This is a genomic window from Streptomyces sp. NPDC001594 (assembly GCF_042893675.1).
GTDB lineage: Bacteria > Actinomycetota > Actinomycetes > Streptomycetales > Streptomycetaceae > Streptomyces.
In genome coordinates, this window is sequence record NZ_JBIAVB010000012.1 from 287,706 (window position 1) to 306,876 (window position 19,171).

Consider the following 19,171-nt stretch of genomic DNA (forward strand, 5'->3'; position numbering starts at 1 on the left):
CGTCAGCGGCGGACCCTCGGCATGCCCAGGCCGATCCAGGAGATGATCTCGCGCTGGATCTCGTTGTTGCCGCCGCCGAAGGTGAAGATCACGGCGCTGCGGTAGCCGCGTTCGAGTTCGCCGTGGAGGACCGCGCCCGCCGAGCCGTCCTTCAGGGCGCCCGCCGCGCCCACGACCTCCATCAGCCAGGCGTACGCGTCCCGGCGGGCCTCGGAGCCGTAGACCTTGACGGCGGAGGCGTCCTGGGGGGTGAGGGTGCCGGACTGGACGGCGTTCACCATCTGCCAGTTGAGGAGTTTCATCGCGTCCAGCCGGGCGTGGGTGCGGGCCAGGCGGGCGCGTACCCAGGCCAGGTCGATGACGCGGCGGCCGTCGGCGAGCTTGGTCTCCGCGGCCCAGCGCTGGACGTCGTGGAGGGCGCGGATGGCCATGGTGCCGTGGGCGGCGAGGGTGACGCGCTCGTGGTTGAGCTGGTTGGTGATCAGGCGCCAGCCCTTGTTCTCCTGGCCGACGCGGCGGCTCGCCGGTACCCGGATGTCCTCGTAGTAGCTGGCGGTGGTGTCGTGCGAGGCGAGGGTGTTGATCAGCGTGCAGGAGTAGCCGGGGTCGGAGGTCGGGACCAGGAGCATCGTGATGCCCTTGTGCGCGGGGGCGTTCGGATCGGTGCGGACGGCGAGCCAGACCCAGTCGGCGGTGTCTCCGTTGGTGGTCCAGATCTTCTGGCCGTTGACCACGTAGGTGCCCGTCTCCTCGTCGCCCTCCCGGACGGCCTTGCAGGCCAGGGCGGCGAGGTCGGTGCCGGCGCCGGGTTCGCTGTAGCCGATGGCGAAGTCGATCTCGCCGGAGAGGATCCGGGGGAGGAAGTACGCCTTCTGCTCGTCGGTGCCGAACTGCATCAGGGTCGGCCCGACCGTGTTGAGCGCCATCAGCGGGAGCGGGACGACGGCCTGCGCGGCCTCGTCGAAGAAGATGAACTGGTCCATGGGCGACATGCCGCGCCCGCCGTACTCCTTCGGCCAGCCGACGCCGAGCCAGCCGTCCGCGCCGAGGCGGCGGATGGTCTCGCGGTAGAAGCGCTTCTGCGCGGCCGGGTCCTCGTAGCGGGCGTAGACGTCCTGCGGGACGAGCTCGGCGAAGTAGGCACGCAGTTCGGCGCGCAACTGCTGCTGCTCGGGCGTGTATTCGAGGTGCACGGCCCCTCCGGGATCCTCGCGGTCCAGCCGGTCGCTGCGAACGGCGGCGGTCAGAGTAGAACCCGTTACAGGAATAGGGAAGGGGCGGGGAGCCCCCGCCGGAGCGTGGCCCGGCGGGGGCCCGGGCGTCAGTCCGCCGGGCGGCACTGGCCCGTGCGCGGGCCGGTCGTGGTGGTGCCGGTCTGGAGCAGGTCCGGGGCGTTGTCCTCGCAGCGCAGGGGGCCGGTGACCCGGTTGGCGCGGAAGGCGGGCGGCAGGGCCTCGGGGAGCGGTCCGGTGCCGCTGTTGCCGGTGATGCGGACGGCGCCGGTCACGGCGTTCGCCGACACCTCCACCCCGCCGGTGTCGGCCTCGACGGTGAGCGGCCCCCGCAGGGTGTTGCCGGCGCAGGCCGCGCCCACGCGGTCCGAGCCGACGACCACGGGGCCGGTGGAGCGCTGGACGGTGACCGGGCCGGTGAGGGCGGAGTGGCAGATCGTCAGGGCGAGGGCGCCGTCGGCGGAGACCGGGCCGGTGATGCGGGCGCCGGTCACGGCGAGGGCGCCGCCGGGCCGGACGGTGACGGGGCCGCTCTGGCTGCCGCCGGCGCCGACGCAGAGGGCCTCCCCGGCGGCGACGGTCAGCGGGCCCTGGTGGGCCGTGGTCAGGCAGGGGCCGCTGAAGCCGACGGTGACCTCGGTGGGCCCGCCCGTCGTGGCGGGGGTGAAGGCCGCGTCCCCGGCGTAGCGGGCGGTGAAGGTGTGGCCGGTGGGCTGGAGGGTGCCGGTGCGCAGGCTCGCTCGGCCGTCGTTCAGGGCGGCGGTGCCCAGCGGGGTGGTCCCGTCGAAGAAGGTGACCTCGCCGCTCGGGGTGCCCGCGGCCGGGTTCGCCGGGGTGACGGTGGCGGTGAGGGTGACGGGCCGCCCGAACATCGGGGTGGCGTCGTCCACGACCACGCTCACCGAGGCCCCGTACCGGAAGGACACGACGGCCGCGCCGTTGCCCCGGCGGACGCCGCGCGCGAGGGTGACGTCCGTGGCGGACGGCGCCGCGAAGCTGCTGCCCCCGCCGCCGCCGGCCCCGGACAGGTTGCCCGGGTTGCCGCCGCCGGAGCCTCCGCCGCCATGGGCACCGCCGCCGCCGGAGCCGTGGCCCCGGCCGCCGGGCCGGGCGTACTCGCCGTGCCGGGAGGTGCCGGAGCTGCCGACGCCGCCGACGGTGATCTGGAGGGCCTGGCCCGGGGTGACGGCAAGCGTGGCGCGGGTCTCGCCGCCCAGGCCGCCGGGCGCGCCCGCGTTCGGGGGTGCGGGGAGGACGTAGCCGGCCGCGATGCCACCCTCGGCGCCGAAGAGGTCGACCGTCACCTCGCGCACCCCGGCCGGGACGGTGAAGGTGTCCGTGCCAACGTCGCCGTAGGTACAGGAGGGGGCCGCGGGCGCCGGCCGCGGCGACCGCGCGGCGGGTGGATCAGGAGGTCAGACGCCGTCGTCGGCGCACAGCGCCCAGGCGTCGGAGTAGGTGTTCGGGGAGCTGGGTGCCCCGGTGTGGGTGTAGGCGGACCAGTAGGCGGCGTTGGTGGTGCCGTCGGAGAGCGGGCTGCCGCCGGAGTCGCTGGGGTAGCTGCCGTTGAGGTGGTCGCCCGGGGAGCCGGGACCGGTGAAGTTGGTGGTCGTGACGGAGCCCCCGCTGATGGCGGCGCCGCCGCTGACCAGCTTGCCGTCGTTCTGTCCGCAGCCGACGGTCACGGTCGCGCCGGCGGTGCCGGCGGTGGGGCCGCTGACCTCGGAGAAGCGGACCTTGACGGTGGTGCCGCTGATGTTGATGTTGTTGCCGCTGCAGATGGCGTACGCGTACGTGGTGTTGCCGCTGTCACCGCCGCCGCCGTTCCAGCCGACGGCGCTCCAGGAGTCGGGGTTGGTCTCCCCGTCGGCCGCGGCCTTCTACCCGTAGGCGTGGGCGGAGTCGTTGAAGGTGGGGAAGCTGGCGATCGGCTTGAGGCTGCCGACGACGGCCGGGGTGATCCGGGCTCCGCCGCCGAGCAGGCGGGTGCCCGAGGGGCAGGTCGCGGTGACCAGGCCGACCGTCGAGCTGGTGACGGGGCCGGCGACCTTGTTCATCACCACCTGGATGTGGTTGACGAGGTTGCTGGTGAAGCACATGGCGTACGGGGGTGCTGGAGAAGGAGGCGTTGACCGCTCCCCCGCTGCCGCCGATGCCGAGCCAGTAGGCCACGTCGGTGCCGACGACGCCGGTGGAGGCGGTGTACTCGGTGCTGCCGTCGGGGCTGGGCGAACTGCCGTTGATCTTGTTGCCGTTGGACGAGGAGCCGGTGCCGATGGCCTGGTTGACCCCGCCGCCGGAGATCAGGCCGCTCGAACAGTGGGCGTTGGTGGAGATCTCGGCGAAGGCGGAGCCGGGCCCGGAGGTGGCGCCGGGGGTCTTCACGGTCACGCCCACGGTATTGGCGTAGGCGGTGCCCGGTATGGCCAGGGCCAGCAGGGCGCCGAGGATCAGCGCCCTCCCGGCGAGCGGGCGCCGGCGCAGGAACTTGTCCATCAGGACGTCTCCCTTTCGGAGGTGGAGCGTTCGGGCGGGCGAGGGCGCGCACGGGCGGCGCCGGAGGCGTCGGCGCTGACGTCCGGTGCGGCGGGGTGCGGGGGCTTCGCTCGGGTCGGGGGTGCCGGCCGGACGCCTCGGGGGCGTGGGGCCGGCGCCGCGGTGGGCTGTGCGCTGTGCGCTGGATCAGCGGACGGACGGGGCCTCGCGGGAGCGGGTGCCGTGCGCGGGGCGCGGGACGGACCAGGTCGTGGACTGTCCCGCGCCCTTGGCACGCGGATGGCACCTGCGGAATGTAGCAGCCAGACCAGGCCGCATGTAAGACGGGAATGGCGAATTCACCTGGCAGATGCGGTACTCGCAAGTAGCTCGCGGGGCGGTCGGACACGCCACCGCGGCCGCACCCCGGGGAAGGCCGTCGGGCAGGGCCGCACACGGCAAGGCGCCCGGCCTTGGGCCGGGCGCCCGACTACGGCTGCCGACAGATCAGTTCAGGGCGGCGATCATGGCCTCGGCCGTCGCGGCCATCGCCGCACGCGCGGCGGTGAGGTAGGGGCGGGGGTCGGCCCCGGCCAGATGGCTGCGGATGGCCTCCGTCATGGCCACGTTCAGCGCGGTGCCGATGTTGACCTTGCGGATCCCGCCGGCCACCGCCGCGGCGAGTTCCGCGTCCGGCAGGCCGGAGGAGCCGTGCAGCACCAGGGGCACGTCCACCGTCTTGGCCAGCCTGGCCAACAGGGCGTGGTCGAGGGAGGCGGTCCTGCTGGTCATGGCGTGGGTGCTGCCGACGGCCACGGCCAGGGCGTCCACCCCGGAGTCGGCGACGAACCGCCGGGCCTCGTCCGGGTCGGTCCGGGCGCCCGGGGCGTGCGGGTCCAGCGGGGCGGCGCCGTTCTTCCCGCCGACCTCGCCCAGCTCGGCCTCGATCCACAGGCCGTTGGCGTGCGCCCAGTCGGCGGCGGACCGGGTGGCCTCCAGGTTCTCGGCGTAGGGCAGGTGCGCGGCGTCGTACATCACGGAGCCGTACCCGGCGTCGGCGGCCTGCCGGAGCAGGTCGGGGCTCTTGACGTGGTCCAGGTGCAGCCCGACGGGCACCCGCGCGGCCTCGGCGCACGCGGCGGCGGCCCGGCTGATGGGCAGCAGCGCCCCGCCACGGAACTTCACGGCGTTCTCGCTGAGTTGGAGGATCACGGGCAGCCCGGCCCGCTCGGCCCCCTCGACCACGGCCTCGGCGTGCTCCAGGGTGATGACGTTGAAGGCAGCGACGGCCCGTCCGGCGGCGGCCGCCTCCGCGACGAGGGTCCCGGCGGGGGCGAGGCTCATCGGACCGCCCCCTCGCCGCTGGTGAGGATCACCGAGCGGGTGAGGTTGCGGGGCGCGTCCGGGTCCAGCTGCCGCACGGCGGCGACCGCCACGGCCAGGCGGTGCACGCGGACCAGTTCGGCGAGCGGGTCGAGCGCGCCGTCCACCCACTCCGCACCCGTGCTCAGGACCTGCTGCGCGATCCCTTCGGGGGTGCCGCCCAGCGACCAGGTGACGGAGCCGGGCCCGGTGACGCTGACCGGCCCGTGCCGGTACTCCATCGCCGGGTACGCCTCGGCCCACGACAGGGAGGCCTCGCGCATCTTCAGGGCCGCCTCGTGGGCCAGACCCACGCTCCAGCCCCGCCCGAGGAAGGTGAACTGCCCCCGTGCCTCCAGCCCCGGGGGCAGGGGCTCGGCCAGCGCGGCGCGGCCGTCGGCGACCACGTCCGGGGTGTGCGCGCCGACGTGAGCCCGCAGGAGGGTGAGGGCGGTGGTGGCGAAGCGGGTCTGGACGACGGACCGCTCGTCGGCGAAGTCCAGCACGACCAGCGCGTCGGCCAGGCCGGCCACCGGGGTGTCCGGGTCGCCGACGACCGCGGTGGCCGGGACCCCGGCCTCCCGCAGCCCGGACAGCAGGTCCAGCACCTCGGTGGTGGTCCCGGACCGGGTCAGCGCCACCACCCGGTCGTAGCGGCGGTGGCGGGGGAACTCCGAGGCGGGGAAGGCGTCGGTCTCCCCCTGCCCGGCCTCCTCGCGCAGGGCGGCGGCGGCCTGGGCCATGTAGTACGAGGTCCCGCACCCCACGATCGCGGTACGCTCCCCCCGCCCCGGCAGCACCGCCCGGTGGGCCGGGGCCAGTTCGGCGGCCCGTTCCCAGCTCTCGGGCTGCGTGGCCAACTCGTACGCGACGTGACTCATGCGGGCTCCCTGCGCGGTGGATGCGTCATCCTGGCGGTTCCTGCGTGCTGTTACTGCATGGCGGCATGGTGCTGCTGCGTGTTCCTGCAAGGTAGCGGCCCGTTTCACGCAACTTCAAGCATCGGCGGGGTGTTCGCCTCGGCTAATGTCGACGGCGGGACCGGGAAGGGCCCCGGCACGGTACGGGGACGACCCGGGGACGACACGGGAGGGGCGCCATGACCCGCACGGAGCGCTGGCAGAGACTGCTGGACCTGCTGGTGGAGCGGGACGGGCTGGAGGTGGAGGCCGCCGCCGAGACGCTCGGCGTCTCCGCCGCCACCATCCGCCGCGACCTCGACCAGCTGGCCGAACAGCAGCTGCTGGTCCGCACCCGCGGCGGGGCGGTGCCGCACGGGGTGTCCTACGAACTCCCCCTGCGCTACCGGACGTCACGGCGGGCCGCCGAGAAGCGGCGGATCAGCGAGGCCGTCGCGGCGCTGATCACGCCGGGCGAGGTGGTCGGCCTGACGGGCGGCACCACCACGACGGAGGTGGCCCGCGCCCTGGCGGCCCGCCCGGACCTGGCCGGCGGCTCCCCCGCCCTCACGGTGGTCACCAACGCCCTGAACATCGCGGGCGAACTGGTGATCCGGCCCCAGTTCAAGATCGTGCTGACGGGCGGGGTGGCCCGCCCCCAGTCGTACGAACTCACCGGCCCACTGGCGCAGCAGACGCTCGGTCAGCTCACCGTGGACACGGCGGTGGTGGGCGTCGACGCCTTCGACCCGGCGGACGGCGCGGCCACCCGTCATGAGGACGAGGCGGCCGTCAACAGCCTCCTGTGCACCCGCGCCCGGCGGGTGGTGGTGGCGGCGGACTCCACGAAACTGGGCGTCCGAGCCTTCGCCCGCATCTGCCCCACCACCACGGTCCACACCCTGGTCACGGACACGGCCCTCACGGCCCCCCTCGCGGCGGCGTTCGAGGGGGCGGGGGTGGAGTTGATACGGGTATAGGGCTCGCCCATCGCCCACCCGCCGCGCGGCGGGGCGGGGGGCGGGGGCGGGGGCGGGGCGGCACTGAGGCGGGTCGAAGCCCGCCTAACACCCCGGCACCCGTTCCCCCTCCCGCGACAGGGCCGCCAGGACCGGGGCGATCAGGGGGTGGGACTCCGCGCCGCGGCGGGTGGCGGCGAAGACGCGGCGGGTGGCGGAGGGGCCCGTGACCGGGCGGACGCGGACCTCCTTGAGGTCCATGCCGCGCAGGGCCGAGCGCGGGACCAGGGCCACCCCGGCGCCCGCGCCGACCAGGGCGGTCACCGCGCGGAAATCGTCGGAGGAGTGCACGAACCGGGGCTCGAAGCCCGCCAGTTCGCAGGCCAGCAGGGTCACGTCGTGGCAGGGATTGCCCGGGTACTGGCCCACCCACTCCGCGTCGGAGAGGTCCGCCAGGGACACGGCGGGGAGGTCGGCCAGCGGGTGCCCTGCCGGCAGGACCGCGTCGAAGGGCTCCGCGTACAGCGGGATCACCGACAGGCGGCCGTCGTCGGCGCCCGGCGCGCCCCGGTACTCGACCGCGAGGGCCAGGTCCGCCTCCCCGTCGAGCAGTTGGAGCAGGCTCTGGTCGCCCTCGGCGTCCCGGACGCGGAGCCTGATGCCCGGGTGTTCGCCCGCGAGGCGGGCTATGGCCGGGGCCAGGACTTCGGCGATGCCGGTCGCGAAGGCCGCCACGGTGACCTCGCCGGCCGCCCCGCCCGCGTAGGCGGCGAGTTCCGCTTCGGCCCGTTCCAGCTGGGCGAGCACCTCGTGGGCGTGGCCGAGGAGGATCTCCCCGGCCGCGGTGAGCCGTACCCCGCGGCCGCTGCGGTGGAGCAGGGTGTGGCCGGTCTCCTGCTCCAGCGCGGCGAGCTGCTGGGAGACGGCGGAGGGGGTGAGGTACAGGGCTGCGGCCGCGGCGGTCACCGTACGGTGGTCCGCCACGGCCCGCAGGATGCGCAGCCGGCGGGGGTCGATCACCCCTCCATGATGTCAGCCCTGAGCAGCGGAAAGCGCCGCTCGGGCGTCCACGAACGCGGCCACCGCGCGCTCCACGTCGGCCGTCGAGTGGGCCGCGGAGAGCTGGACGCGGATGCGGGCCTGGCCCATCGGCACGACGGGGTACGAGAAGCCGATGACGTACACGCCGCGCTCCAGGAGGAGCTCCGCCATCCGGGCCGCCTCGGCGGCGTCGCCGATCATGACGGGGGCGATGGCGTGGTCGCCGGGCAGGATCTCGAAGCCGGCCTCGGTCATCTTCGTGCGGAACAGCTTGGTGTTGGCGGCGAGCTGGTCGCGCAGGTCGCCGGCGGACTCCAGGAGGTCGAGGACCTTGAGGGAGGCGGCGGCGATGACCGGGGCGAGGGAGTTGGAGAAGAGGTACGGGCGCGAGCGCTGGCGCAGCAGTTCGACGATCTCGGCGCGGGCGGCGACGTAGCCGCCGGAGGCGCCGCCGAGGGCCTTGCCGAGGGTGCCGGTGATGATGTCGATCCGGTCCATGACGCCGTGCAGCTCGGGGGTGCCGCGGCCGCCGGGGCCGACGAAGCCGACGGCGTGGGAGTCGTCGACCATGACCATGGCGTCGTAGCGGTCGGCCAGGTCGCAGATCTCGGTGAGGGGGGCGACGTAGCCGTCCATGGAGAAGACGCCGTCGGTGACGATGAGCTTGCGGCGGGCGCCGCCTTCGGTGGCGGTCTTGAGCTGGGCTTCGAGGTCCGCCATGTCGCGGTTGGCGTAGCGGAAGCGGCGGGCCTTGGAGAGGCGGATGCCGTCGATGATGGAGGCGTGGTTGAGGGCGTCGGAGATGACCGCGTCCTCGGCGCCGAGGATGGTCTCGAAGACGCCGCCGTTGGCGTCGAAGCAGGAGGAGTAGAGGATCGTGTCCTCCTGGCCGAGGAAGGCCGACAGGCGCGCCTCGAGCTCCTTGTGGACCTCCTGGGTGCCGCAGATGAAGCGGACCGAGGCCATGCCGTAGCCCCAGCGGTCGAGGGCGTGCTTGGCGGCGCTGACGACCTCGGGGTGGTCGGCGAGGCCGAGGTAGTTGTTGGCGCAGAAGTTCAGGACCTCGCCGGGGGCGCCGCCCGCGGTGACCGCGACGGCGGCGTTCTGCGGGGTGCCGATGACGCGCTCGGGCTTGTGCAGGCCCGCTGCGCGGATCTCGTCGAGGGTGGTGCGGAGGTCTTCGCGTACGGACTCGAACATGGCTTCGGTGTCTCCTTGTGCGGTCGGGAGGAGGGCCGGGGGTGGGGCCGGGCCCCGCGGAGGGGGGAGGGTGTGCGGGGCCCGGCCCGGAGGGAGATGGTCTTGGGGGGTGGTGGCGGGCGGCTGGTACCGCGCGACGACCGTAGCGGCTGCCGGGGCCTCCGGCGGCCGCTGTGGCCGTACGTGGCCGGCGCGCGCCGTCGGCCCCGCGGCTGCCGGGGGCTGCGGGCACGGCGGCCTGCGCGTCGCCGGTCACGGCCCGCAGCCGAGGCCCAGGGCCCGGGGAGCCTGACCCTGACCCGGAACCCGGGGACCGGACCCGGATTCTGGGCCCGGATTCTGGGTCCGGGTCCGGATCCAGGTCCGGGACCTGGGTCGGAGCTCAGGGTCGGGACCTGGGCCGGAGGCCGAGGCCCGGGGGGCCCGAAGCGCCGCGTCGGCTGACGCTACTTCGTCCAGTCCAGGATGATCTTGCCGCTGCGGGCCGTGGCGGCCTCGTCGAAGGCGGCCTGGAAGTCGGTGTGCGCGTAGCGGCCGGTGATGACCGGGGTCAGGTCGAGGCCGCCCTCCAGCAGCACGGTCATCGCGTACCAGGTCTCGAACATCTCGCGGCCGTAGATGCCCTTGATGGTGATCATCGAGGTGACGACCTTGGCCCAGTCGACGGGGAACTCCTGCGCGGGCAGGCCCAGCATCGCGATCTTGCCGCCGTGCGTCATGTTGTCGATCATGTCGCGCATCGCCTCGGCGCGGCCGGACATCTCCAGGCCGACGTCGAAGCCCTCGCGCAGGCCGAGGCGGGTCTGCGCCTCGGCGATGGAGGACTCGGCGACGTTGACGGCGAGGGTGGCGCCCGCCTTGCGGGCGATCTCCAGGCGCTCGGGGCTGACGTCGGTGATGACGACGTTGCGCGCGCCGGCGTGCTTGGCGACGGCGGCGGCCATGATGCCGATCGGGCCCGCGCCGGTGATCAGGACGTCCTCGCCGACCAGCGGGAAGGACAGCGCGGTGTGCACGGCGTTGCCGAACGGGTCGAAGATGGCGGCCACGTCGAGGTCGACCGGGGCGCGGTGGACCCAGACGTTCTGCGCGGGCAGGACCACGTACTCGGCGAAGGCCCCGTCGCGTCCGACGCCGAGCCCGATGGTGGAGCGGCACAGGTGGCGGCGGCCGGCCAGGCAGTTGCGGCACTTGCCGCACACCAGGTGGCCCTCGCCGCTGACCAGGGCGCCGACCTCGATGTCGCGGACGTCGGAGCCGAGGGCGGCGACCTCGCCGACGAACTCGTGGCCGAGGACGAGGGGCGTCTTGACGGCGCCCTGCGCCCAGCCGTCCCAGGCACGGATGTGGAGGTCGGTCCCGCAGATTCCGGTGCGCAGCACCTTGATCAGCACGTCACCGGGGCCGTACTCGGGCTCGGGGACGTCCATGAGCCACAGGCCGGGTTCGGCTTTGTGCTTGACGAGTGCCTTCATGGGGGTGGCTCCAGGCGTGCGGAAGGAGGGGGCGCCGGGCCCGCTGGTGCGCGAGTGGCGTGGTGATGGGCACCAATGTGCCGATCGGTGCGGTGATCAGTCCATCGAGACTTTCTTAAGCGGGTCGACAGCGCAGCTTCACGCCTATGCTCCTCCCTGGAACGGGGTAGGGCCTGGTCCGGGATCGCCCGTGCGGTCCGGGGCCGGGGTGAAAGGGGAGGTGAGGGGCGTGCCGAGTCTGCGCAGCAGGGCATTGTCGGCCGCACTGGTCGCGACGGGCCGGCGAAGACGGTTCGCCACCGCGGAGGCGGTACGGGCGACGGTGGCGCAGGCGGCCCGCAGGCCCGCCTCGCACCTTCCGCCGCGTTCGCTGGGGCGGGTCGCCGAGGTGTCGCGGACCTTCGTGGGGGCGTGGCCGGTGTACGACGTCTCCCCGCTCGGGCAGGAGCCCGTGGCGCGGGTGCTGTACGTGCACGGCGGGGCGTTCATCAACGAGCTGGTGCGGCCGCACTGGTCGCTGATCCGGACCCTGGTGACGCGGGCCCGTGCCCGGGTGGTGGTGCCGGCGTACGTGCTGGCCCCGCGCGGGACGGCGGACCGGACCGTGCCGGTGGCCGCGGACCTGCTGAGCGGTCTGATCGAGAGCGGTGGCGCCGGCGGGACGGTGCTGCTCGGGGACTCGGCCGGGGCCGGGATGGCGCTGGCGGCGGCGCAGCGGCTGCGGGAGCGGACCGGGGCGCAGCCGTCGCGGATCGTGCTGATCTCGCCGTGGCTGGACGTGAGCATGAGCCATCCGGGCCAGGCGGCGATCGAGGCGGCCGATCCGGTGCTGGCCCGGCCGGGGCTGGCGGAGGCGGGGCGGCTGTACGCGGGGACGCTGACGGCGGACGACCCGCGGGTGAGCCCGCTGCACGGGTCGTTCGCGGGGCTGGCGCCGCTGACGGTGTTCACCGGGACGCGGGACGTGCTGACGACGGACAGCCGGGAGCTGCTGCGCCGGGCGCGGGCGGCGGGTGCGGAGGTGGAATGGCACGAGGAGCCGGGCATGCCGCACGGGTATCCGCTGCTGCCGGTCCCGGAGGGGCGGGCGGCCCGGGACCGGATCGTGGAGCTGGTGCGGGCGACGGCCGACGAGGAGTGAGCCCGGACCACGGGGGGCCGGAGCCTAGGCGGTGCAGGTCATCAGGGAGCTGACGGGCGCGGCGCGGTAGGCGGACCAGTAGGCCTCGTCGCGCGCGGCGTCGGCGGGTGGGGTGCGGCTGGGCTGCCAGGCGACGGTGGTGAAGCCGGCGTCGACGGCCGCTTCGGCGAAGTCGGCGTGCGCCCATTCGCGGTATTCGAAGTGGAACGGGGGTTCGGTCAGGAACTGGGCCTTGAGCAGGGGTGCGTCGCCGTCGGGTACCCGGTCGAGGATGCGCATGCCGTAGGGGGACCAGTCGACGCGGGGGTAGGCGCCGGGGTTGCGGACGAGGGAGAGCAGCCTGCCGCCGGGGCGCATGTTGGCGCGGATGCCGCGGAACATGGCGTGCAGGGCGGCCCGGTCGGGGGCGTGGCTGAACGGGTAGACGGCGGTGACCAGGTCGAAGTGGCCGAGGTGGGGCATGTCGGCGGCGTCGGCGACGACGTACTCGACGGCGGCGGCGTGGCCGTCCGGGCCGCCGCTCTGGCGCTCGCGGGCCCGGCGGACGCGGTCGGGGCAGTTGTCGACGCCGACGGTGCGCCGGGCGCCGCCGCTCGCGAGGAGCGCGGCGGTGCCGCCGTGTCCGCAGGCGACGTCGAGGGCGTCGAGGTCGCGGACCCCGCCGAGGGCGTCGAGGGCGGTGCGCAGGGTGTAGGCGTCGGCCGCGGTGAAGGCGGCCCGGGGCGCGGGGTGGGTGGAGGTGTCGTCGTGCATGGGGCCATGCCTCCCCGGCGGGGGTGCGGGGGACGGCGGGCCGGGCCGGTGCGTCCCCCGTACGAGGGAGGCGTTCGGGTCAGTGCGCGGGGCGCGCGGGGGCTCCTCAGGCTTGTACCAGTTCGCGGGCGCAGGCGCGGAGCCAGGTGTGGGCGGGGTCGGCGTCGTGGCGGGGGTGCCAGGCGAGGCCGAAGGGGAGGGTGGGGAGGTTCAGGGGGACTTCGAAGGTGACCAGGCCGAGCGCTTCGGCCTGGCGGACGGTCCGGGTGGCGATGAGGCCGATGAGGTCGGTCTCGCGCAGCACGAACAGCGAGGCGGGGTAGGAGCCGATGCTGCCCACGACCCGCCGGGACAGGCCCTGTTCGGCGAGGGCGGTGTCCACGGGGCCCTCCAGCCTGCCGCGCCGCGAGACGATCAGGTGCTCCCCCGCGGCGAACCGGCGGGCGGTCAGGGGGCCGCGCAGGAGGGGGTGTCCGGGGCGGACGACGCCGAGCATCCGCTCGTCGAAGAGGTGCTCGACCCGTACCTCGGGGGAACGGCTGTCGATGACGCCGAGTTCCAGGTCCGCGACCCCTTCGCGCAGGGCGGGCACGTCGACGTGGCTTTCGGAGAGGAACCGGAGCCTGACGCCGGGGGCCTCGTCGGCCATCCGCCGGAAGAGGGTGGCGCCGTAGGAGGCGGCGAAGGAGTCGTGGGCCAGGACGGTGAAGTTGCGCTCCAGGGTCCGGAGGTCGACCTCTCCGCCGGTGAGGAACAGGGCCCGGGCCCGTTCGACCACGGAGCGGACCTCGCCCTGGAGGGAGAGGGCGTGGGGGGTGGGGACCATGGTGCGGCCGGCCCGGACGAGCACGGGGTCGCCGAGGGCCTTGCGGATCCGGCCGAGGGTGCGGCTCATGGCGGGTTCCGAGAGGTGGAGGCGGGCCGCCGCCCCGGAGACGCTGGACTCGTCCAGCAGGACGTCGAGGGCGAGGAGCAGGTTCAGGTCCAGTCCGGCCGGTCCGGATTGCGTCACACGCATTCATCCCTTGCAGAAGTTGCACTGGAAAGCAGGTCGCCCCAACTCTACGGTGGTTCCGCGGGGTTGACCGACAGCCGGTCCCCCGCCCACCACCGTCCACCGACTCCCAGGAGGAGCCGTGCTCCGCCATGCCCGCACACCGTCCGCACCCCGCGCGTCCGGCTCCACCCCCGCCATCCCCGCCCCGGAGGGGGCGGCCCCGGGGCCGTCGCGTGCCGCCCCGCTCGCCCTCTACGCCTGCGTGCTCGTCGCGCAGGGCATGGTCGCCGCCGTCAACCTGCTGATCCCGCAGCTGGCCGCGTCCACCCTGCACCCGAGCCCGGGGCAGCTGCTGTGGGCGGTGGACGCCTACGTGATCGTCTTCGCCGCGCTGCTGATCCCGGCCGGCGCCCTGGGCGACAGGTACGGCCGCAAGGGCGCACTGCTCGCCGGTCTCGGGCTGTTCGCGGCGGGCGGGGCGCTGAGCGCGCTCGCGCGGGATCCGGCGGTGCTGATAGCCGGGCGCGGGCTGTGCGGGGCGGGGGCCGCCCTGATCATGCCCGCCACGATGTCGGTGCTGATCCAGCTGACCCCGCCCGAGCGGCGCCCGCAGGCGCTGGCCACCTGGACGCTCTCCGCCGGCCTCGGGGGCCTGGCGGGCAACGTGGGCGGTGGTCTGGCCGGGGAGTTCCTCACCTGGCGGGCGCTGTTCTGGGCCGTCGTGCCGCTGGGCGCGCTGCTCGCCGTCGCGGTGGCCCGTACGGTGCCGCGCACGCCGTCGCGGCCCGACGCGGGGGTCGACCCGCTGGGGGCGCTGATCCTGGCGGGGGCGCTGTTCTCGGTGGTCTACGGGATCATCGAGGGACCCTCGTACGGCTGGGCCTCGGCCCAGGTGCTGACCGCGTTCGCGGCGGGGGCGGTGCTGCTGGCCGCGTTCACCGGCTACGCGCTGCGCGCCGCCCGCCCGCTGCTGGACCCCCGCGTCTTCGCCTCGCGCCGGCTGCGCGCCGGGGCGCTGGGCATCGGTGCCGCGTTCTTCGGGCTGTTCTCGCTGTTCTTCGTCAACGCCCAGTACCTCCAGTACGCGAAGGGCTTCTCGCCCGCGCAGACCGGTTTCGCGATCGTCCCGCTGACGGTCGGCATGGCGCTGGTGCCGCGCTTCGGCGCCCGGCTGCAGCAGCGGACCGGCCCCCGGCTGCCGGTGGGACTGGGGCTGGGGCTGATCGCGGGGGGCCTGCTGCTGGTGTCCACCGTCGACGCCGGGACACCGTACCCGGTGTACGCCTGCCACCTGCTGGTGCTGTCCGTGGGGACGGGGCTGTGCGCCCCCTCGCTGACGATGACGGTGGTCTCCTCGCTGCCCCCGCACCAGGCGGGGCTGGGTTCGGGGCTGAACACCGCGGCCCGGGAGATCGGCGCGGCGCTGGGCGTGGCGGTGGTCGGCACCGTGCTGGCCTCCCGGTTCCACGGGAGCCCGGCGGGGGACGCCGCGGCGGGCGCCTTCACGGACGCCATGGGGGTGGCGCTGCGCACGGTGGCGGTCGTGCTGCTGGTGGCCGCGGCGGCGGTGGTGTTGGGCTTCCGGGGGTCCGGGGAGCGCCGGGGTGCAGCGGCCGGGGGCCCGGGAGGATCCTGACCGTATGACGGCGAGACCGGGCGGCGGCGGCCCGGCGTCCGAGGCCGCGGGCCGGGTGCTCGCGCGGGCGACGGTGGATGCCGTGCGGGCGCTGGGCGGCCACGCGGGCGGGGTCTACCTGCGGTCGGGCACCGGGGGGCTGCTGCGGATGGCGGCGGTGACGGGTCTGCCGGGGCCGTTGTTCCGGCCGTGGTGGCGGATCCAGGTGAACCGCCCGTACCCGGTGGCGGAGGCCTTCCGCAGCGGGCAGGCCGTGCACCTGCCGGACGGGGAGTCGGCGGTGCGGCGGTTCCCGCAGCTGATGGCGGGGCTGCCGTTCCCGTTCGGGTCGCTGTACGAGCCCGTGGGGGCCGGGCCGGAGCGGTTCGGGGTACTGCTGGTGGTGCGTCCGGCGGCGGCCTCGGTGGAGGCCGGGGAGCGGCGGCTGATGCGGGAGGCCGCGGCGGGGCTGGCGCGGGAGCTGGCGGGGCTGGCGGCGGCCGGGGATCCGGTGCGCTGGGAGGGGGACCCGGTGTGCGTGCCGTGGCCCGTGCCGGGCGGGGGTGCCGGGGAGGCCGTGGAGCGGCTGGCGCAGGGGGTGCTGTCGGTGGACCGGCAGGGGGTCGTCGGGTTCGCCAGTGCCGCGGTCGGGGAGCTGCTCGGGCTGCCCGCGGGGCGGCTGGTGGGGCGGGGGCTGTGGGAGGCGCTGCCGTGGCTGGAGCAGCCGGCGTACGAGGACCACTTCCGGGGGGCGTTCCTCTCCGGGGAGCCGGTGTTCTTCGCCGCGCGGCGGGGGCCGGGCGCGGATCCGGCGGCGCTGTCGGTGGGCCTGTATCCGGGGCCGTCGGGGGTGACGGTGGTGCTGGAGGCGGCCGAGCGGCCCGTGTACGCGCCCGGTGCGGCGGCCCGGCCGGGAGCCGGGCCGGGGGCTCCGGCCGCGCGGGCCTCGGCCCTGTACCGGCCGGTGGCCCTGGCGATCGCGCTGACGGAGGCGATGACGGCCCGCCAGGTGTCGGCGGTGGTCACCGAGGAGCTGCTGCCCGCGTTCGGGGGCCGGCAGCTGGCGATCTACCTGCTGGACGAGCGGCACCTGCACCTGGCCTGGGAGACCGGGTTCCCGAAGGGGTTCCTGGACCGGTTCGACGGGGTCTCGCTGGACGTGCGGCTGCCGGGTGTGGAGACGCTGACCTCGGGGCGGCCGCTGTTCTTCGAGTCGATGCAGCACCTGGCGTCGGCCTATCCGGGCATCCCGCTGGACGCCGACGTCGGCGCCCGGGCCTTCCTGCCGCTGATCGCCTCGGGCCGCCCGGTGGGCTCGTGCATCCTCGGGTTCGACGCGCCGCGCGGGTTCAGCCCGGAGGAGCGTACGGTGCTCACCGCGCTGGCCGGGCTGATCGCGCAGGCCCTGGCCCGGGCGCGGCGCTACGAGAACGAGGCGGCGCTGGCCCGGGGGCTGCAGGCGGCGCTGCTGCCGCACCGGCTGCCGGTGACGGGCCGGGTGGCGACGGTGGGCCGGTACCTGCCGGGCTCGGCGGGGATGGACGTGGGCGGCGACTGGTACGACGTGATCGAGGCGGCGTCGGGCCGGCTGGCGCTGGTCATCGGGGACGTCCAGGGCCACGGGGTGGCGGCGGCCGCGACGATGGGCCAGCTGCGCAGCGCCGTCCGGGCGTTCACGATCGGCGGCAGCACCCCGGAGCAGGTGGTGCGGGGCACCAACCGGCTGCTGATCGACCTGGACCCGGGGCAGTTCGCCAGCTGCTGCTACGTGCTGCTGGACCCGGCGTCGGGGCGCGCGGTGGCCGCCCGGGCGGGGCATCCGCAGCCGCTGCTGCGCCGCCCGGACGGCCGGGCCGAGGTGCTGGACCTGGCGGGCGGGGTGGTCCTGGGCGTCGACCCGCAGGCCGAGTACCCGGAAACGGAACTGCTGCTGGAGCCGGGTGCGGTGCTGGCCCTGTACACCGACGGGCTGGTGGAGGTCCCGGGTGTGGACATCGACGAAGGCGTGGAACGGCTGCGCTCCGCCCTGGCCGGGGCCGGTCCGGTGCCGCTGACGGAGACCGCCGATCGGCTGGTGGCGAAGGCGGACGGTGCGGCCGACCGCCCGGACGACATCGCCCTGCTCCTGGCGTCCCGAGCCTGAGGGAGAGCAAAGCGGAGGGAAATTCATTCGGATCTCCGTGCGGTTCCCGCACCCCGCGCCGGGCCGGTGTTTACACGCCCTTAACGCCCGGAACGGCGTGTCAGAGTTGCGCCGCACGATGGATTCCGTACGTGGACAGCTCTTGACCTGCGGATGTCGTCGAGTTTCCATATCGGCCACGGGAGCCACCCAGCAGAAGTGCCCACCACCGCCCCGGAGGCGATACCGCTCCCGCACCCCCTTTTTCTTCGCGACTGCCGATCGGAAATCCCGCACCGATGACTGAAACGATCAGCGCGCCTCAGGCGCTCGCCCCCGCCACCGGGCCCACCCCCCAGAAGCTCAAGCGCTCCATCGGCGTGGTCGGCGGGACCCTGCTCACGCTGTCGTGCGTGACGCCCGCCTCCACCCTGTTCGTCGTCGTGCCCGATCTCTTCTCCAGCCTCGGCACCTGGACCGCGCTGACCATCGCGATCGGTTCGCTGCTCTGCATCGGCGTGGCGTTCTGCTACTCGGAGCTGGGCACGCTGATCCCCAGCGCGGGCGGCGAGTACGCCATGGTCTCCACCCTCGCGGGCCGGCTCGCGGGCTGGCTGGTGTTCGTGCTGTCCCTGCTGGTGGTGATGATCGTGCCCCCGGTGATCGCCATGGGCACCGCCGACTACCTGGCCCCCGTCGTCCACATCCCGGCCCCGGTGGCCGGCGGCGCGGTGATGCTGCTCGCGACCCTCGCCGGTCTGCTGGACCTGCGGGCCAACGCCTGGATCACCGGCATCTTCCTGGTCCTCGAAGTGATCGCGGCCGCGTTGGTGGCCGTGCTGGGCTTCGCGCACAGCGAGCGGGGCGCCGACGCGCTGGTGCACGGCACGGTGGCCGCCGAGGGCGGCGGCACCTCCACGGTGACGGCCATGATGGTGGTCTCCGGTCTGGCGATCGCGCTCTTCATCACCCAGGGCTTCTCGACGGCCGTCTACCTCTCGGAGGAGCTGGAGAAGCCGCGCCGCAACGTGCCCCGGACCGTCCTGGCCACGCTGGCCATCTCCACCGCCGTCATCCTGGTCCCGGTCGTCGCGATCACCATGGGCGCCCCGGACCTGGACGCGCTGGCCTCCGGCGACCTCGGCGCGATGGTGACCGCCTGGTCGAACTCGGCCGTCGGCACCTTCGTCAGCCTCTGCGTGGCCCTCGCGATCATCAACGCGGGCATCGTCATGGTCATCCAGAACTCCCGGGTGCTGTTCGCCTCCGCCCGTGACAAGGCCTGGCCCGAGCCGGTCAACCGCGGCCTGTCCCGCCTGGGCCGCTTCGGCTCCCCGTGGGTGGCCACCCTGCTGGTCGGCCTGCCGGGCGCGGCGATGTGCTTCGTGAACCTGGACACCCTGTACGGCGTGACGGGCGTGTCGGTGACCGGCATGTACCTGCTGGTCGCGGTGGCGGCGCTGTTCAGCCGGCGCGGGAAGCACCGTGAGGCGGCCGCCTGGCGGATGCCGCTGTGGCCGGCGGTGCCGGTCGCGCTGATCGCCGTGCTGGCGTACATCCTGACCCAGCAGGAGACCGAGTACCTGCTGTGGACCGGCGGCATCACGGCCGTGGCCACCCTGTACTGGGCGCTGTACCTGCGGCCCCGCAAGGACACCCGCTGGCTGGTGAGCATCCCGGAGGACGCCGAGGAGGAGGACGAGAAGGAGGCCGGGCAGCCGGTCACGGCGTAGCCGACCACGACGCCTTCCCGAAGGCCGGTGGGGGCGCCGCGGGGCCCGGGGGGCCCCCCCCCCCCCCCCCAACCCCCCCGCCCCCCCCCTCCCCCTGTGTTGGGGGGGTTGAACCCGCCGCAGTGGGGGGAGGGCGGGGGGGAGTTGGCCGCCGGGCGCCCCCCCCC

At 74.8% G+C, this 19,171-nt stretch carries 18 protein-coding genes; 7 read left to right on the plus strand and 11 right to left on the minus strand.

The annotated features are described in order from the left end of the window. Nucleotides 1–2 precede the first annotated feature (2 nt). From ACFY0O_RS24560 to ACFY0O_RS24570, 3 genes are all read right to left on the minus strand, one after another. Nucleotides 3–1,193 carry an acyl-CoA dehydrogenase family protein gene (locus ACFY0O_RS24560; RefSeq protein WP_388949998.1) on the minus strand — a complete coding sequence of 397 codons (1,191 nt, stop codon included), beginning with the start codon at nt 1,191–1,193 and terminating at the stop codon, nt 3–5. Between the two features lie 128 nt (nt 1,194–1,321). Further along, nucleotides 1,322–2,545 carry an Ig-like domain-containing protein gene (locus tag ACFY0O_RS24565; RefSeq protein ID WP_388950001.1) on the minus strand — a complete coding sequence of 408 codons (1,224 nt, stop codon included), beginning with the start codon at nt 2,543–2,545 and terminating at the stop codon, nt 1,322–1,324. 102 nt (nt 2,546–2,647) lie between these two features. Further along, on the minus strand, nt 2,648–2,917 hold the full coding sequence (locus ACFY0O_RS24570; RefSeq protein WP_388950004.1) for a hypothetical protein: 270 nt from the start codon (nt 2,915–2,917) through the stop codon (nt 2,648–2,650). Nucleotides 2,918–2,987: 70 nt separating this feature from the next. Between ACFY0O_RS24570 and ACFY0O_RS24575 the strand changes: the two genes are divergently transcribed. After that, nucleotides 2,988–3,122 carry a hypothetical protein gene (locus ACFY0O_RS24575; RefSeq protein WP_388950007.1) on the plus strand — a complete coding sequence of 45 codons (135 nt, stop codon included), beginning with the start codon at nt 2,988–2,990 and terminating at the stop codon, nt 3,120–3,122. Here the strand turns inward: ACFY0O_RS24575 and ACFY0O_RS24580 are convergent. Beyond that, nucleotides 3,113–3,331, minus strand: coding sequence for a hypothetical protein (locus ACFY0O_RS24580; RefSeq protein WP_388950010.1), 219 nt, complete (start codon nt 3,329–3,331; stop codon nt 3,113–3,115). The two genes, ACFY0O_RS24575 and ACFY0O_RS24580, sit on opposite strands and share 10 nt — an antisense overlap. A gap of 77 nt (nt 3,332–3,408) precedes the next feature. Between ACFY0O_RS24580 and ACFY0O_RS24585 the strand changes: the two genes are divergently transcribed. After that, nucleotides 3,409–3,642, plus strand: coding sequence for a hypothetical protein (locus tag ACFY0O_RS24585; RefSeq protein ID WP_388950013.1), 234 nt, complete (start codon nt 3,409–3,411; stop codon nt 3,640–3,642). Between the two features lie 572 nt (nt 3,643–4,214). Here ACFY0O_RS24585 and ACFY0O_RS24590 read toward each other — a convergent pair. Together ACFY0O_RS24590 and ACFY0O_RS24595 are read right to left on the minus strand one after the other, a co-directional pair. Then, entirely contained in the window at nt 4,215–5,051 is an 837-nt protein-coding gene (locus ACFY0O_RS24590) for a ketose-bisphosphate aldolase (protein WP_388950015.1), read from the minus strand. Further along, nucleotides 5,048–5,950 (minus strand): SIS domain-containing protein, encoded by a 903-nt coding sequence (locus tag ACFY0O_RS24595; protein WP_388950017.1) that lies wholly within the window; start codon nt 5,948–5,950, stop codon nt 5,048–5,050. Before ACFY0O_RS24595 ends, ACFY0O_RS24590 begins: the two co-directional genes overlap by 4 nt. 218 nt (nt 5,951–6,168) lie before the next feature. Here ACFY0O_RS24595 and ACFY0O_RS24600 point away from each other — a divergent pair, with 218 nt between their 5' ends. Further along, nucleotides 6,169–6,948, plus strand: a complete 780-nt coding sequence (locus ACFY0O_RS24600; RefSeq protein ID WP_388950019.1) for a DeoR/GlpR family DNA-binding transcription regulator — start codon at nt 6,169–6,171, stop codon at nt 6,946–6,948. An 84-nt stretch (nt 6,949–7,032) separates the two neighbouring features. Here ACFY0O_RS24600 and ACFY0O_RS24605 read toward each other — a convergent pair whose 3' ends face one another. The 3 genes from ACFY0O_RS24605 to tdh all read right to left on the minus strand — a co-directional run bounded on the left by ACFY0O_RS24605 (nt 7,033) and on the right by tdh (nt 10,643). Continuing rightward, a complete protein-coding gene (locus tag ACFY0O_RS24605; RefSeq protein ID WP_388950021.1) occupies nt 7,033–7,947 on the minus strand; it encodes a LysR family transcriptional regulator in 915 nt (304 codons plus the stop codon). Between the two features lie 12 nt (nt 7,948–7,959). Continuing rightward, a complete protein-coding gene (locus tag ACFY0O_RS24610) occupies nt 7,960–9,168 on the minus strand; it encodes a glycine C-acetyltransferase (RefSeq protein WP_388950024.1) in 1,209 nt (402 codons plus the stop codon). Between the two features lie 446 nt (nt 9,169–9,614). Further along, nucleotides 9,615–10,643: an L-threonine 3-dehydrogenase gene (gene tdh / locus ACFY0O_RS24615; RefSeq protein ID WP_388950026.1), complete on the minus strand. Its 1,029-nt coding sequence runs from the start codon at nt 10,641–10,643 to the stop codon at nt 9,615–9,617. Between the two features lie 229 nt (nt 10,644–10,872). On the opposite strand from tdh, the gene ACFY0O_RS24620 reads away from it, so the two are divergent. Further along, nucleotides 10,873–11,784, plus strand: coding sequence for an alpha/beta hydrolase fold domain-containing protein (locus ACFY0O_RS24620; protein WP_388950029.1), 912 nt, complete (start codon nt 10,873–10,875; stop codon nt 11,782–11,784). 24 nt (nt 11,785–11,808) lie between these two features. Here ACFY0O_RS24620 and ACFY0O_RS24625 read toward each other — a convergent pair whose 3' ends face one another. Both ACFY0O_RS24625 and ACFY0O_RS24630 read right to left on the minus strand, forming a co-directional pair. Continuing rightward, nucleotides 11,809–12,537 carry a class I SAM-dependent methyltransferase gene (locus ACFY0O_RS24625; protein ID WP_388950032.1) on the minus strand — a complete coding sequence of 243 codons (729 nt, stop codon included), beginning with the start codon at nt 12,535–12,537 and terminating at the stop codon, nt 11,809–11,811. Nucleotides 12,538–12,643: 106 nt separating this feature from the next. Beyond that, the gene (locus ACFY0O_RS24630) at nt 12,644–13,555 is read right to left on the minus strand and encodes a LysR family transcriptional regulator (protein WP_388950035.1); all 912 of its coding nucleotides are present in this window, start codon (nt 13,553–13,555) and stop codon (nt 12,644–12,646) included. Nucleotides 13,556–13,730: 175 nt separating this feature from the next. Between ACFY0O_RS24630 and ACFY0O_RS24635 the strand changes: the two genes are divergently transcribed. The 3 genes from ACFY0O_RS24635 (at nt 13,731) to ACFY0O_RS24645 (ending at nt 19,004) form a co-directional block, all read left to right on the plus strand. Further along, nucleotides 13,731–15,170 carry an MFS transporter gene (locus tag ACFY0O_RS24635; protein WP_388950061.1) on the plus strand — a complete coding sequence of 480 codons (1,440 nt, stop codon included), beginning with the start codon at nt 13,731–13,733 and terminating at the stop codon, nt 15,168–15,170. Nucleotides 15,171–15,174: 4 nt separating this feature from the next. Then, nucleotides 15,175–17,292 carry a SpoIIE family protein phosphatase gene (locus tag ACFY0O_RS24640; protein ID WP_388950037.1) on the plus strand — a complete coding sequence of 706 codons (2,118 nt, stop codon included), beginning with the start codon at nt 15,175–15,177 and terminating at the stop codon, nt 17,290–17,292. Between the two features lie 278 nt (nt 17,293–17,570). Continuing rightward, on the plus strand, nt 17,571–19,004 hold the full coding sequence (locus ACFY0O_RS24645) for an APC family permease (protein ID WP_388950039.1): 1,434 nt from the start codon (nt 17,571–17,573) through the stop codon (nt 19,002–19,004). Nucleotides 19,005–19,171 lie beyond the last annotated feature (167 nt).